The following is a 14080-nucleotide window of genomic DNA, read 5'->3' as shown; positions in this document are numbered from 1 at the left end:
TATTTTTACTGCTCTGGCCTTTCTCTTAATCCCTTATCCTGCTAATGGAATGTGTGATCTTTGTCTCAATGTTATTTATAACAAAATTATAACATTTCATTTACGAGGTAATTGAGTTTCAGGACTCAATACGCCGTAGTCTATGGCAGGAGCATAATCACAATGACAGAAAGCATTACATCAAACGGGACGCTGGCTAACAGTGATACCCGAAGAAGGGTATGGGCCATCGTCAGCGCCTCTTCAGGGAACCTGGTTGAATGGTTCGACTTTTACGTCTACTCATTCTGTTCACTCTATTTCGCTCATATTTTCTTCCCATCCGGCAACACCACTACGCAACTCCTACAAACGGCGGGTGTATTTGCTGCAGGATTCTTAATGCGGCCCATTGGTGGCTGGTTGTTCGGCCGTATTGCGGATCGTCGGGGGCGTAAGGCCTCTATGCTGATTTCGGTCTGTATGATGTGTTTTGGCTCTCTGGTGATCGCCTGCTTACCGGGTTATGAATCGATTGGTACCTGGGCACCGGCGCTACTTTTACTGGCCCGCTTATTCCAGGGGTTATCAGTGGGGGGCGAATACGGTACCAGTGCGACCTACATGAGTGAGATTGCGCTGGAAGGCCGGAAAGGCTTTTACGCCTCATTCCAGTATGTCACGCTGATTGGCGGTCAACTGCTGGCCATTCTTGTGGTGGTGATCCTGCAGCAGATCCTGACGGATGAACAGCTTCACACCTGGGGCTGGCGGATCCCGTTCGCAATGGGAGCCGCGCTGGCGATCGTTGCACTTTGGCTACGCCGTCAGTTAGATGAAACTTCTCAGAAAGAGGTCAGAACGCTGAAGGAAGCGGGAACGTTTAAAGGATTATGGCGTAACCGAAAAGCTTTTCTTATGGTGCTGGGCTTTACTGCAGGGGGCTCTCTCAGTTTTTACACGTTTACCACCTATATGCAAAAGTACCTGGTGAACACCACCGGGATGCACGCCAACGTTGCCAGCGTTGTCATGACTGTAGCGCTGTTTGTCTTTATGCTCATACAACCAATCATCGGGGCGCTCTCGGACAAAATTGGCCGACGAACGTCAATGCTTGTTTTTGGCGGATTATCAGCGCTCTGTACCGTTCCTGTTTTGACTGCCCTTCAGCATGTCTCCTCGCCGTATGCCGCATTTGCGCTGGTTATGCTGGCGCTGGTGATTGTCAGTTTCTACACCTCGATCAGCGGGATACTGAAAGCCGAAATGTTCCCGGCGCAGGTACGTGCTTTAGGGGTAGGGCTCTCTTATGCGGTCGCCAACGCGTTGTTTGGCGGATCGGCGGAGTATGTTGCGTTGTCTTTTAAATCATGGGGAAGCGAAACGACATTCTTCTGGTACGTAACGGGAATGGGGGCGCTGGCCTTTATTGTCTCTCTGATGTTGCATCGTAAAGGGAAAGGCATTCGACTTTAATAGTGCGCCATCTGCCACACGGCATAGCCGGTCGTTGCGCCAGCGACGTCCCAGGCGAAATCTTTCCAGCTCCAGCCGCTCCCTGCGGGGCGGCTATCCCACAGCTCTTTTGACGCCCCAAGACCGATGGAGAACATCAGCCCAATCGTCGCGCTCCGATCCCGGCTGTATCCCTGATGTTGCGCATACTCATTACCGGCGGCGGACAGCATAGCGGAAGCGAGAAAATGTTGTGCTTTATCCTGACCGGACCAGTTATCGTTGGCCATATGGCTACAGCCACTCAGTAAGATCACGCTCAGCAACAGAGGAATACGCATCAACGGGCTCCATAAAAAAGCCCTGCGATGGCAGGGCCTGGATATTACAGAATACGGCTGATAAGTCGGTCGATACGGATTCGACGTAAGCGGCGAATAAGCTTGCGAACCTTCACCGGATAATCGGCAATACTCTGCAGTTCGCGGTAGTGATTCACCACGGTTGTATGCGTGCGAATCAGTTCCAGCTCACGTTCACGCTTTGCGGCTAACTCATGCTGAGGGTCATGGATCAGGATAGCGTTTTCCAGATCCAGTCGCCACGCGCGTGGGTTCAGGTTGTTACCTGTCAGCAGCATCCACTCATCGTCGACCCACATGCCTTTCAGATGGTAACTGTTGTCTTCATCTTTCCAGAGACGCACAACCAGTTGGTCGGTGTTAACGTAGTATTGTAAACGGCTCAGGAAACGGCGCAGGTTAATCTCATAGAGATAAGGTAGCGCACCGATAATTTTGAACGGTTGATCTTCAGGAATGAAGAAGTCGTTTGCGGTTTTATCACCGACGATGATTTCCACTTTTTTGCCGTCGCGCAGTAGCTGAATGATATTGCGCACCAGCACGGCAGGAAGGTTGAAGTACGGGGTACAGATGGTGAGTTTCTGCTCCGCGCATGGCATCAGATGGAAGATCGTTTTGTTCAGCTGGCTGGATTTACCGAGCCCGACCAGCGGGGTAACGGATAACTCTTCGTTGTTTGCATCACCCTGGAAATGATAGACCGCATCACGCAGCTCCTGACGGAAGGCGCGAACATCATTTTTGATCTCCGGGCTTTTAGGACGCTCAGGATCGTCAAGCCGATTAACGCCACGGCCATGGACCAGATTTTTATCAACCCAGTTAAACATGATATCGGCCATCTGCGGATTGCGAATCAGATGGTAACGGTCGTAGCGATACTTATCGAGCTGATGCAGGTAAACATCATTCAGACTGGCGCCGCTGTAAAGCACGCTGTCATCGATGATAAAGCCCTTGAAATGAAGGACGCCGAGCGCCTCACGGGTATTAACTGGCACGCCATAAACAGGCACATCAACGCCAGGATTTTCCTGCGCCGTGCGGCAATACCAGTCAGCATTGGTGTTTGAAGCGGCAGCGCCGATACGGCCTCGCTGAGCGCGATGCCAGTCCACCAGCACGCGAACATCCAGCTCTGGACGCTGACGTTTGGCTTCATAAAGTGCGTTCAGGATCGCACGCCCGCCTTCATCTTGTTCAAGATACAGCGCCACAATGCAAATGCGTCGCGTGGCACTGGCAATCTTTTCCAGAAGCGTCTCCCGAAAATGCGCAGGAGCGTAAAAGAACTCTACATCATCAACTGACTGAGAAATCTTCGGTAGTTGAGCAAGGTGTTGTTGATGTTTATTACGCTTAAATTTTGACAACATCACAGTGCGTTTCTTCTCTGTTCATTGAAGGGTTGTTTGTACCATGCAAACAACATAAGCGGACAATGATACCACCAGTCCCGTCCAAAGTGGGTAACATTTCCAGTAGCTTACTCGTGTTTGTCTGCTGATGTCAGGCTCAGGGACAGGGCAACAATACCTTCGTCCAGCTGAATATCAACATCAAATCCAAGTTTTCGCGCCAGGGTCACCATACCGCGATTGTTAGGCATAGTAATGCCATTGAGACGTAACAATCCGTGATCTCGCGTATAACTGATGAGTTTTTCCAGCAGCCGTCTTCCCAGCCCCAGACCTTTGAGGTCGGAGCGTACCAGTACAGCAAACTCTGCATCCACGTTATCCGGGTCAGAAATAGCACGCGTAACGCCGAGGATCTCATCCCCCTTATCGGAGCGACGAACGGCCACAAACGCCATTTCTCGATCGTAGTCGATCTGGGTCATATTGGCTAAATCATCGTGGGTAAATTCGTTGATTTCGCTAAAATAGCGATAATAAAGATCCTCTTTCGTGACCTGAGAGATAAAGGCCCGCAGCTGGGGTTCATCTTCCGGAAGAATAGGGCGGAACAGCGAACGTTCTCCATTTTTCATCTCTACCCACTCCTCCAGTTGCAGAGGATACGGACGGATTGCCAGGCGGCTCTCGCTGTCTCCTTCAAATGGCGCGATATCCAGCGTCACGTCCAGCGCCGTAAACTCATTGCCGGAGGCAAGGAGCGGGTGGATATCCAGCCGCTGGATCTCGGCGCAATCTACAATCAGGTTAGACACCTGGACCAGGAACTGACTTAACCCGGCAATATCGAGCGGACGCAGCGCACTCCGGCCACGGATCTTTTTGCTTTTAATCGCCTGAATGATCAAATAGCGCGCCAGATTCATGTTCAGCGGCGGTAACGCCACCACGGCTTGCTCTTCCGGACGCCACTCAACGCCGCCTTCTCCCAACATGATCAGCGGGCCAAACACGGGGTCGTGTTCAACCACGACCCGCAATTCCTGAGCCCCTGCACGGTTAGCCATGCTTTGCACCAGCAGTCCGTGGATCCTGGCCTGCGGCCAGGCCATTTTGACACGGTCGAAAATGGCATCTGCAGCCTGTTGTACCTCTGTCGCCGTGCGCAGGTATAACATAACCCCCTGAACATCGGACTTATGCGGAATATCCGGGGAGCGCAGCTTCAGGGCCACCGGATAGCCAATCTGCTCGGCTATGTGTACTGCCTCCGCGCTGTCGCTGGCGATCCAGGTCGGCAGGGTTTGCATGCCGTAACTGCCCAGAATGGGCTGAACTTCATGCGTATCAAGCGACGTCGCTCCCTCTTCGATAGCCTGCTGCAAAAGCCGGTGAACGTCGACGGTATTCGCCGTCAGATTACCCGGCAGCGCCGGCGTTTCACGCAGCTGTTTCTGGTTGCGGCGATATTCCACCATGTGCATAAACGCGGTGATGGTGCCTTCCGGTGTACGGTAGGTTGGCAGCCCGGCTTCGCTGAACAAGCGTCGCGCCTCCTGAGAGGAAAACTCGCCGCACCAGTTGGTGAGCAGAGTGACATATTTGCCTCGCGGATGAGTACGCACGGCATCAATAAGCGCCCGCGCGCTTTCACTGCCCGGTGCGACCGCGCTGGGGGAGTGGATAATCATCAGCGCATCGAAATCCTGGCTGTCCAGCAAAATGGAGATAGCGCTAATATAGCGCTCGCTGCTGGCGTCATCGCGTAAATCAAGCGGGTTGCCGGGCGTCACGCTGGTCGGAAGCGTCTCTCTCAGGCGCTGCAGCGTCTCTTCACTCAGGGTTGCCAGCTTGCCGAAGCGGCGCCACAGTTCATCCAGCGCAAGCGCGGCAGGCGCGGCGCCGTTACTGACAATCATTAACTTCTCGCCGCGCAGCGGGCGCATATGGCTTAACGTTTCAACGGCGGAAAACAGCTCGTGCGTATCCTGTACCCGCAGCAAACCCGCGCGTTGAATGGCTGCATCCCAGGCGGGATCCATCCCGGAATGGGAATGCAGCAGGCGTTGGGCCGCAGGGCTGCGACCGCTTTTGATCACCAGGATCGGCTTATTGCGCGACGCACTTCGCGAAGCCGATACAAAGCGACGGGCGTCGCTAAGATGCTCAAGATAAAGCAGGATCGCACTGGTTTTGCTGTCTCGTGCGAGAAAATCCAGCAGTTCATCAACGTCGATATCCAGGCTATCGCCGAGGGCAATGAAGTAGGAAAATCCCATTTCACGTTGCTGCGCCCAGTCGAGGATGGTGTTTGATACCGCAGCCGACTGCGAAATAAACGCGAGCTTGCCTTTGCGGATCGGTACCGGAGAGAAGCTGGCATTCAGCCCCTGCCAGGGGGCGAGCAGGCCCAGACTGTTTGGCCCAAGAATGCGCATCTGATAGCGGCTGGCGCAGGCCAGAAGTTCGCTTTTTTGCTCAGGGGGAGACGAGAGAATAATGCAGGTTTTACATCCCTTCTTGCCGAGTGATTCCAGCAGTTCCGGATTTCGCTTCGCATTGGTACAGAGTACGGCAAGATCGGGGACGAAAGGCAGGCTTTGCACATCGGGCCAGGCCAGTACGCCCTGAACCGCTTTATAAGCCGGCGTGACGGGCATGACGGGGCCATTAAATCCACCGGCCAGCAGGTTACGCATCATCAGATAGCCTGCACGATCCGGTTTCATTGATGCGCCGATGACGGCAATGGATTTAGGACGAAGTAGCGCTTCTAACCCTCGCTGGCTCATGCAGGCCTCCTGTGAATGCAAGCGACCTGATGATTTTAAACGCTTTCTGGCTCTGTTGCTGTGACACTGCCCTTATGAACGGTTTTTCCCGCCAGATAGCGCTCCCGGAAACGTGAGAAATGGTTGCCCAGGGCGCCTGCCGCCGCGGTATCTCCCGCTAAATCCAGAAGCGCAATGGCAACTTCGGCGGTGCAGTATTGCCCGTCAGCATGCGCTTCACGCAGCCGGTAGGCGGAGACGCGGGAAAGATCGACAGAAATCACCGGCAGGGCGTCGAGGTAAGGGCTCTTGCGAAACATTTTTCGCGCTTCGGTCCAGGTGCCGTCGAGCATAATAAACAGCGGCGGCTTCCCGGATGGCGGTACCGAAAGCACCTGGCGATCTGCCCCTGCATAAGAGGCGGGGAAAACGACCATCGGCTGATAGTCCGGGCTTGCCACCAGGTCGAGCAGGGCCTGAGGGGGTTCTGTACGGGACCACTGAAACGCGGCGGTATTAGGCAGAATATCGGCGATAAGGCGTCCCGTATTGCTGGGTTTCATCGGCTCGGTATCGAACATGACCAGACAAAAACGACTCTCTGCCGTACCCGGGACCAGCGTCTCACACAGACAAACCTTCAGCGGTAACAGGCAGCGCTGACAGCGACGAATACGATTGCCGCGGGCAAGAAAGGGGCGAGTCGCGCGGGCAAGGCGTTCGGCGCGTAATTGAAGAACAGCGTTATTTGTCATGGGCGAAATGGAGGAAAAACCCTATTTTCGCAGAGGCGGGAACGGGGCACAAGATGTGCCCCGTGAATGTTACAGTGATTCGTTAAGCCAGCTATCAAACGGAGCTTTTGGTACCGCACCGTTAAGCATGTCGACCACTTCACCCTTTTTGAAGATCATAATGGTCGGAATGCTGCGGATCTGAAAACGCTCGCTAAGCTCACGCTCCGCCTCAGTATTGACCTTAACAAAGCGCATTTTACCGCTGCGCTCTTCGGCGACATCTTCAAAGATTGGCGCGAAGTTTCGGCACGGGCCGCACCATGGTGCCCAGAAATCGACCACCACAGGGAGATCGTCCTTGAGGAGTTTGTCCAGCGTAGCACCCGTCGCGTTAATGACATCGCCATCAAACAATTCATGGCCACAACGTCCGCATTTCGCACCATCTTCGATCCGATCGTCCGGTATGCGATTAAGAGCCTGACAGTTGGCACATACGGTATTCATAACTAACCTCTGATAGAGCCGTGGGACAGCGGCAGTGCGCCGATTATGTTTCCAATATGTTACATATTATCAATGAGCCTGTTTGAAACAACAATGCGTTTTATTCAATGAGAACAATAGTCACAGGCTTTTGTACGAAATTATGGCTATGCGCTGGCACATCGGGTAATCTGCGCGCTTCGCGCAGCGCTGGTGGAGAAAAGCATGAACGACGAAATGAAAAACAAAAGCGGCAAGGTCAAAGTGATGTATGTCCGCAGTGATGATGACTCTGATAAACGCACCCAAAATCCGCGTACCGGAAAAGGTGGCGGGCGTCCGGCGTCTTCTCGTGCAGACGGTGGCCGTCGCCCCGCCCGCGATGACAGAAACAACCGCGGTGATGACCGCAAACGTGATGACCGTAAACGTGACGATCGCAAACGCGATGACTTCTCACGTGATAACGCCTCCCCGTGGCGCACCGTTTCGCGCGCGCCGGGTGACGAGACGCCAGAAAAAGCCGATCACGGCGGTATCAGCGGTAAAAGCTTTATCGACCCGGAAGTGCTGCGTCGTCAGCGTGCGGAAGAGACCCGCGTATATGGCGAGAACGCCTGCCAGGCGCTGTTCCAGAGCCGTCCTGAGTGTATCGTCCGCGCCTGGTTTATCCAGAGCGTAACCCCGCGCTTTAAAGAAGCGCTGCGCTGGATGGCTGCAAACCGTAAAGCTTACCACGTGGTTGATGATGCCGAACTGACCAAAGCATCAGGAACCGAGCACCACGGCGGCGTTTGCTTCCTGATCAAAAAACGTAACGGCACAACCGTTCAGCAGTGGGTCAGCCAGGCGGATGCCGATGACTGCGTGCTGGCGCTGGAAGATGTCGGCAACCCGCACAACCTGGGTGCAATGATGCGCAGTTGCGCGCACTTTGGCGTGAAAGGCGTGCTGCTGCAGGATGCTGCGCTGTTGGAATCCGGCGCCGCGATCCGTACTGCCGAAGGCGGAGCCGAGCACGTTCAGCCGATCACCGGCGACAGCGTTCTGGATGCCCTGGAGCAGTTCCGTAAAGCGGGTTATTCCATTGTCACGACGTCGAGCCATGCCGGAACGCCGCTGTTTAAAGCGACACTGCCGCGTAAAATGGTTCTGGTGCTGGGGCAGGAGCGCGATGGTCTGTCTGACGCGGCGCTCTCCAGCGCGGATCTGAGCGTATCTATCGACGGGACAGGTAATGTGGAAAGTCTGAACGTGTCCGTTGCGACCGGCGTACTGCTGGCCGAATGGTGGCGTCAGAATAAGGCATAAGCCTCTTATGTGCCGGGTCAGCCCCGGCACATTCAAACCTTACTCGCTTTCTGCCGGCAAGACAGGCATCCAGTCAATCGGCGTTTCGCCACGTTTTTCCAGCCATTCATTCGCCAGAACAAAATGATTACAGCCAAAGAAGCCGCGATGTGCAGACAGCGGTGACGGATGCGGTGCTTTCAGGACATGATGACGCTGACGGTCGATGATCGCCCCTTTCTTCTGCGCATGCGATCCCCAAAGTAAAAAAACCACCCCTTCACGATGCTCATTGATAAGGCTGATGACTTTATCGGTGAACGTTTCCCAGCCCAGGCTGGCGTGCGAGTGCGCCTGGCCCGCTCTTACGGTGAGCACGGTATTTAATAACAGCACGCCCTGGCGCGCCCAGCTTTCCAGGTAACCGTGCGTGGGGCGGGTAAACCCGGGCACGGTTCCCTCAAGCTCTTTATACATATTGAGCAGAGAAGGGGGGATAGCTACGCCTGGACGTACGGAAAACGCCAGCCCGTGCGCCTGGCCCGGACCATGGTAAGGATCCTGGCCAAGGATAACGACTTTAACATCGCTCAGCTCGGTATAGCGAAACGCGTTGAAAACATCCTTCTGCGGAGGATAAATCGTCTGGCCAGATTGTCGCTCTGCCGCAACGGTACTGAGGGTGTTAATAAAGTAGGGTTTCTGTTTCTCTTCTGCCAGCACATCGTGCCATGTCAACGGGGTGGTCATCTCGCTCTCCTGCGGATCTCATTCTGCGTCTAGCTTAACCGTTATAGTCGCGGGTGCAAAATCAGAGGCGGAAAATAGGCGTAAGTTACTCAATTTGTGTTGAAATTATGCGTTATAAGTTGAATTGGTAAGGTCGTAAAATTGATCTGAAACAATAAATTCAGACCACACTCTTTGTGTGGTTGGTGTTTTTGTTGATTTAAATCAATAAATCACCGGGGTGTGAATGATATATATACACACAAGAAACAATGGTTTTACCAATTGGCCGCGCGAGGCCGGCATCAGTTAATGTAGCCTAAGGGAGGCAACACATGATTACAGGTATCCAGATTACTAAAGCTGCAAATGACGATCTGCTCAACTCTTTCTGGCTGCTGGACAGTGAGAAAAACGAAGCGCGCTGCGTCGTCGCGAAAGCAGGTTTTGCTGAAGACGAAATCGTGCCAGTGAGCAAACTGGGCGAGATCGAGTACCGTGAAATCCCAATGGAAGTGAAACCGGAAGTACGCGTGGAAGGGGGTCAACACCTGAACGTTAACGTGCTGCGCCGTGAAACGCTGATGGACGCGGTTGAGCATCCGGAGAAGTATCCACAGCTGACCATTCGCGTGTCCGGCTATGCTGTGCGTTTTAACTCTCTCACCCCAGAGCAGCAGCGCGACGTTATCGCGCGTACCTTTACTGAAAGCCTGTAATGGCTTCAGGCTGGGTGGAATAAAAAAGCCGGGATTCCCCGGCTTTTTTTTACTCTTCTGTTTTTGGCTCTGTCGCGGCTGCGCTTGGCTTACGGCGCTTACCAATATTTTTGGTATCGCGGTGGCGCTGTTTCACGCGCGGCTTCTCTTTTTCTTTCTCTTTTCGCTCAGCACGTTTCGCGAGTGCTTTCTTGGACGGTTTACCCGTCATCTTCTCACTCGGCGCACGTGTGGTCGGGCGGAGCTCGTCGATGACGCGCGCTTTCAGCGGCTCATCAACATAGCGGCCAATTTTCTTCAGCAGCAGGTAGTCATGAGCCTCGACCAGTGAAATCGCAATACCTTTGCGACCCGCGCGGCCGGTACGACCAATACGATGCAGATAGGTATCTCCACTGCGCGGCATATCGAAGTTAATGACGTGGCTGACGTCCGGGATGTCGATCCCGCGTGCGGCAACGTCGGTGGCAACCAGCACGTTAACACGGCCATCGGTCAGGCGCTTAATGCCTTCGGTACGCTTGATCTGCGCCATCTCGCCTTCAAGATAGCAGTTGTTGATGCCGGCATTACGCAGCATTTCAGCCAGCTCGTGTACACGCTCGCGCTTACGCACGAACACGATGGTACGAGTAGCTTCTTCCTGCTTTAGCAGGTGCTTAAGCAACGCCACCTTGTGCTCGAGATTGTCTGCGCGGTAGTACCACTGGTGGATCTTCTTACGCTCGCGTGTGGACGGCGTGGCAGACACTTCAACCGGATCATCCAGCAGACGCTCTGCGAAATCATTAATTGCTTCCCCTTCGAGGGTGGCAGAGAACAGCATCGTCTGGTTACGCCAGCGCGTCTCACCGGCAATATGCTCGATATCCTGGGCAAAGCCCATGTCCAGCATGCGGTCGGCTTCATCCAGAATCAGCGTTTCAACCGCGCGGCAGTCGAAGTTCTCTTCTTTGATGTACTGCAGCAGACGGCCCGTCGTCGCCACGACGATGTCCTGGTTTTCGCTGAACACTTCGGCGTGGTTCATGTACGCAACGCCGCCAGTGATGGTGGCAATATCCAGATGCGTATTCGCCGCGAGTTCACGCGCGTGATCGGCAACCTGCATAGCCAGTTCGCGCGTAGGCGTCAGGATTAAAATACGCGGCGGGCCAGATTTTTTACGTGGAAAATCGAGCAGATGCTGCAACACAGGCAGCAAATAGGCTGCTGTCTTCCCCGTGCCGGTTGGCGCAGAACCGAGCACATCGCGGCCCTCAAGCGCAGGCGGAATGGCCGCTGCCTGAATGGCGGTCGGGCGTGTAAAGCCTTTGCTCTCAAGGGCATTGAGCAGGCTTTCATCGAGTTCAAGTTCGGAAAAAGTCGTTACAGTCATGTTCTACCTCTGTGTGGGGCGCTGATTATAGACGTTACGGCTGTAATCTTCATCTGTTTGTATGGATATCGCTTTCCGGCCACTTCGCTTTCCCCTATGCTACTCCAGTTTCACTTAGAAGGTTGCCCTGACATGTCTCAACTCAAAGCGCAGCTGCGCCGCGATGGTTTTACGTTTAAACAATTTTTTGTCGCTCACGATCGCTGTGCCATGAAGGTCGGTACAGACGGTATTTTACTGGGAGCGTGGGCGCCTGTCGCAGGCGTTAAGCGTATTCTTGATATCGGTACCGGCAGCGGGCTGGTGGCGTTGATGCTGGCGCAACGTACTGAAGAGCATGTCACCATTGACGCCGTCGAACTGGATGCGCAGGCAGCAGAGCAGGCGGGTGAAAATGTGGCTGAATCCCCTTGGGCGGCCCGAATGAGAGTGGAGTGCGCGGATGTGCTGGCCTGGGCGCCTGAACAGACCGCACGATACGATTTGATCGTCAGTAATCCTCCGTACTACGAGCCCGGCGTTGAGTGCGGTACGCCTGAGCGTGAGCAGGCGCGTTATACCCATTCCCTCGATCATAAAGCCCTGCTCATCAGTGCGGCAGAACTCATCTCTGAAGACGGTTTTTTCTGCGTGGTGCTGCCGGAAAGCACGGGCAACACATTTATTGGTATCGCCCAGGAGATCGGCTGGACGTTACGTCTGCGTACCGATATTTCGGACACGGAAGGTCGGCTGCCGCACCGCGTGCTGCTGGCGCTCTCGCCGAAAGAGGGGGAGTGCTTTAATGATCGAATGGTGATCCGTGGGCCAGACCAGCGTTATTCCGAAGATTACACTGCCCTGACCCAGGCGTTTTATCTGTTTATGTAAACCTGCGGGGCGAGTATTGACGGTCCGGATTCCGCAAGCTGATCCGGATAGTCCAGGGTATAGTGCAAGCCACGGCTCTCTTTACGCATCATCGCGCAGCGAACGATCAGCTCGGCAACCTGTACCAGGTTACGCAGCTCCAGCAAATTGTTGGAGACACGGAAATTGGCATAGTATTCATCAATTTCCTGCTGCAGCATGGTGATGCGGCGCAACGCGCGTTCAAGACGTTTCGTGGTGCGCACAATTCCGACGTAATCCCACATAAACAGCCGTAGTTCATGCCAGTTATGCTGGATCACGACCAGCTCGTCCGGGTTTTCCACACGGCTTTCATCCCACGCCGGTAAGTGCTCTGTCTCACGGGCATAAGGCATGCGTTTCGTGATGTCTTCTGCGGCAGACCAGCCGTACACCAGACACTCCAGCAGCGAGTTAGAGGCCATACGGTTCGCGCCGTGAAGGCCGGTATAACTCACCTCACCGATAGCATACAGGCCATCCACATCGGTACGACCATGATCGTCAACCATTACGCCACCGCAGGTATAGTGGGCGGCTGGGACAATGGGGACCGGATCGCGGGTTAAATCAATGCCCAGACCGAGCAGTTTTTCGTAAATCATCGGGAAATGCTGACGAATAAATTCTGCTGGCTTGTGACTGATATCGAGATACATGCAGTCCACGCCAAGACGTTTCATCTCATGGTCAATGGCGCGAGCGACGATATCGCGGGGGGCCAGTTCGCCCCGGTCGTCAAAGTCCGGCATAAAGCGGGTGCCGTCAGGGCGTTTCAGGTAAGCCCCTTCTCCGCGCAGGGCTTCCGTCAGCAGGAAGTTGCGTGCCTGCGGGTGAAACAGGGCGGTCGGGTGAAACTGGTTAAATTCGAGGTTCGCTACGCGACAACCGGCACGCCAGGCCATAGCGATCCCATCTCCGGAGGCAATGTCCGGATTAGTGGTGTACTGATACACCTTTGAAGCCCCACCCGTCGCCAGCACGACGGCTTTCGCCTGACAGGTTTCCACCTTCTCTTTATTCCGGTTCCAGACCCAGGCACCCACCACGCGACGCGTGCCGGGCAGGCCAATTTTGTCGGAGATAATCAGGTCAACGGCATTACTTCGCTCAAGCACCCGAATATTAGGATGGTTCAGCGCTTTACTGACCAGCGTGGTCTCTACCTCTTTTCCGGTGGCATCCGCTGCGTGCAGGATGCGGCGGTGGCTATGGCCGCCTTCGCGGGTCAGGTGGTAGCTCTCTTCACCGTTGGGTTGGACCTGCGTATCGAATAACACGCCCTGGTCGATGAGCCACTGAACGCAATGACGGGCATTGCTGGCGACAAACTTTGCGGCGTGCGCATCCACGATCCCGGCCCCGGCGATCAGCGTATCGTCGACGTGGGATGCAATGCTGTCTGTTTCATCAAACACGGCGGCAATGCCACCCTGGGCGTAAAACGTGGAACCTTCACTGATCGGCCCTTTACTGAGAACGATTACGTTCTGGTGCTCGGCCAGGCGCAGCGCCAGAGAGAGCCCGGCAGCGCCGCTGCCGATGATCAATACATCACAATGGAGTTCGGGTGTTGTGTTCATGATTGTTGTTTAATTTACTAAACACTGTTGAGTCAGAATAGCACCCGTGTGCGATATATCGCACGTTTTTTTTAAAGGTTGTTGCAATGGCTAAACGAGTAAGCCGAGGTAAATGGAGGGTAAATGAGTGAAATTATTTTGCGAAGCAGATCGTTAGCGTCAGATTTTGTGGTGAAATAAAGACTGTGTTGCGTTACTCTTCTGGCGGGAAAAAGATGTTTCTTGTCAGAAAGTGGTGCGTATCGTGAACAGACTTATAATGAGAGAAAATGACCAGTCTGCGGCGCGATGAACAAAAACAAAGGCGTTACGGAACTTATTGAAGAACAGACACTC

12 protein-coding genes are annotated in these 14080 nt (G+C 54.2%); 4 read left to right on the top strand and 8 right to left on the bottom strand.

Annotated features, from left to right (window positions below):
- Positions 1-162 precede the first annotated feature (162 nt).
- On the top strand, positions 163-1458 hold the full coding sequence (locus EKN83_RS02975; RefSeq protein WP_025757620.1) for an MFS transporter: 1296 nt from the start codon (positions 163-165) through the stop codon (positions 1456-1458).
- On the opposite strand, the gene EKN83_RS02970 is transcribed toward EKN83_RS02975, so the two are convergent.
- The 5 genes from EKN83_RS02970 to trxC all read right to left on the bottom strand — a co-directional run bounded on the left by EKN83_RS02970 (position 1455) and on the right by trxC (position 7175).
- On the bottom strand, positions 1455-1778 hold the full coding sequence (locus EKN83_RS02970; protein ID WP_025757621.1) for a YfiM family lipoprotein: 324 nt from the start codon (positions 1776-1778) through the stop codon (positions 1455-1457). The two genes, EKN83_RS02975 and EKN83_RS02970, sit on opposite strands and share 4 nt — an antisense overlap.
- 44 nt (positions 1779-1822) lie before the next feature.
- On the bottom strand, positions 1823-3178 hold the full coding sequence (gene pssA / locus EKN83_RS02965; RefSeq protein WP_025757622.1) for a CDP-diacylglycerol--serine O-phosphatidyltransferase: 1356 nt from the start codon (positions 3176-3178) through the stop codon (positions 1823-1825).
- Positions 3179-3288: 110 nt separating this feature from the next.
- Positions 3289-5952 (bottom strand): bifunctional acetate--CoA ligase family protein/GNAT family N-acetyltransferase, encoded by a 2664-nt coding sequence (locus tag EKN83_RS02960; protein ID WP_126800301.1) that lies wholly within the window; start codon positions 5950-5952, stop codon positions 3289-3291.
- Positions 5953-5987: 35 nt separating this feature from the next.
- Positions 5988-6686: a tRNA-uridine aminocarboxypropyltransferase gene (gene tapT, locus EKN83_RS02955; protein ID WP_045284614.1), complete on the bottom strand. Its 699-nt coding sequence runs from the start codon at positions 6684-6686 to the stop codon at positions 5988-5990.
- Positions 6687-6755: 69 nt separating this feature from the next.
- A complete protein-coding gene (trxC, locus tag EKN83_RS02950) occupies positions 6756-7175 on the bottom strand; it encodes a thioredoxin TrxC (protein ID WP_126800300.1) in 420 nt (139 codons plus the stop codon).
- Between the two features lie 204 nt (positions 7176-7379).
- On the opposite strand from trxC, the gene EKN83_RS02945 reads away from it, so the two are divergent.
- Positions 7380-8465: a tRNA/rRNA methyltransferase gene (locus EKN83_RS02945; protein ID WP_025757629.1), complete on the top strand. Its 1086-nt coding sequence runs from the start codon at positions 7380-7382 to the stop codon at positions 8463-8465.
- A 39-nt stretch (positions 8466-8504) separates the two neighbouring features.
- On the opposite strand, the gene ung is transcribed toward EKN83_RS02945, so the two are convergent.
- Positions 8505-9194 (bottom strand): uracil-DNA glycosylase, encoded by a 690-nt coding sequence (gene ung / locus EKN83_RS02940; RefSeq protein WP_045284613.1) that lies wholly within the window; start codon positions 9192-9194, stop codon positions 8505-8507.
- A gap of 314 nt (positions 9195-9508) precedes the next feature.
- Between ung and grcA the strand changes: the two genes are divergently transcribed.
- The gene (grcA, locus tag EKN83_RS02935) at positions 9509-9892 is read left to right on the top strand and encodes an autonomous glycyl radical cofactor GrcA (protein WP_008502190.1); all 384 of its coding nucleotides are present in this window, start codon (positions 9509-9511) and stop codon (positions 9890-9892) included.
- Between the two features lie 49 nt (positions 9893-9941).
- Here the strand turns inward: grcA and srmB are convergent, their stop codons facing one another.
- A complete protein-coding gene (gene srmB / locus EKN83_RS02930; protein WP_126800299.1) occupies positions 9942-11270 on the bottom strand; it encodes an ATP-dependent RNA helicase SrmB in 1329 nt (442 codons plus the stop codon).
- A gap of 132 nt (positions 11271-11402) precedes the next feature.
- Here srmB and trmN point away from each other — a divergent pair, with 132 nt between their 5' ends.
- On the top strand, positions 11403-12140 hold the full coding sequence (gene trmN, locus EKN83_RS02925; protein WP_059386023.1) for a tRNA(1)(Val) (adenine(37)-N(6))-methyltransferase TrmN: 738 nt from the start codon (positions 11403-11405) through the stop codon (positions 12138-12140).
- On the opposite strand, the gene nadB is transcribed toward trmN, so the two are convergent.
- The gene (gene nadB / locus EKN83_RS02920) at positions 12125-13744 is read right to left on the bottom strand and encodes an L-aspartate oxidase (RefSeq protein ID WP_126800298.1); all 1620 of its coding nucleotides are present in this window, start codon (positions 13742-13744) and stop codon (positions 12125-12127) included. The genes trmN and nadB overlap by 16 nt on opposite strands.
- Positions 13745-14080 lie beyond the last annotated feature (336 nt).

Source organism: Enterobacter sp. WCHEn090032 (genome assembly GCF_003986875.1).
In the GTDB taxonomy this organism is placed as follows: domain Bacteria; phylum Pseudomonadota; class Gammaproteobacteria; order Enterobacterales; family Enterobacteriaceae; genus Enterobacter; species Enterobacter sichuanensis.
This window is presented reverse-complemented; position numbering and strand designations above follow the sequence as displayed.

Coding starts and splice junctions, on each gene's coding strand:
- EKN83_RS02960 (WP_126800301.1), bottom strand. CDS start 5,952: ATGAGCCAGCGAGGGTTAGAAGCGCTACTTCGTCCTAAATCCATTGCC.
- srmB (WP_126800299.1), bottom strand. CDS start 11,270: ATGACTGTAACGACTTTTTCCGAACTTGAACTCGATGAAAGCCTGCTC.
- ung (WP_045284613.1), bottom strand. CDS start 9,194: ATGACCACCCCGTTGACATGGCACGATGTGCTGGCAGAAGAGAAACAG.
- EKN83_RS02970 (WP_025757621.1), bottom strand. CDS start 1,778: ATGCGTATTCCTCTGTTGCTGAGCGTGATCTTACTGAGTGGCTGTAGC.
- tapT (WP_045284614.1), bottom strand. CDS start 6,686: ATGACAAATAACGCTGTTCTTCAATTACGCGCCGAACGCCTTGCCCGC.
- nadB (WP_126800298.1), bottom strand. CDS start 13,744: ATGAACACAACACCCGAACTCCATTGTGATGTATTGATCATCGGCAGC.
- grcA (WP_008502190.1), top strand. CDS start 9,509: ATGATTACAGGTATCCAGATTACTAAAGCTGCAAATGACGATCTGCTC.
- EKN83_RS02945 (WP_025757629.1), top strand. CDS start 7,380: ATGAACGACGAAATGAAAAACAAAAGCGGCAAGGTCAAAGTGATGTAT.
- trxC (WP_126800300.1), bottom strand. CDS start 7,175: ATGAATACCGTATGTGCCAACTGTCAGGCTCTTAATCGCATACCGGAC.
- trmN (WP_059386023.1), top strand. CDS start 11,403: ATGTCTCAACTCAAAGCGCAGCTGCGCCGCGATGGTTTTACGTTTAAA.
- EKN83_RS02975 (WP_025757620.1), top strand. CDS start 163: ATGACAGAAAGCATTACATCAAACGGGACGCTGGCTAACAGTGATACC.
- pssA (WP_025757622.1), bottom strand. CDS start 3,178: ATGTTGTCAAAATTTAAGCGTAATAAACATCAACAACACCTTGCTCAA.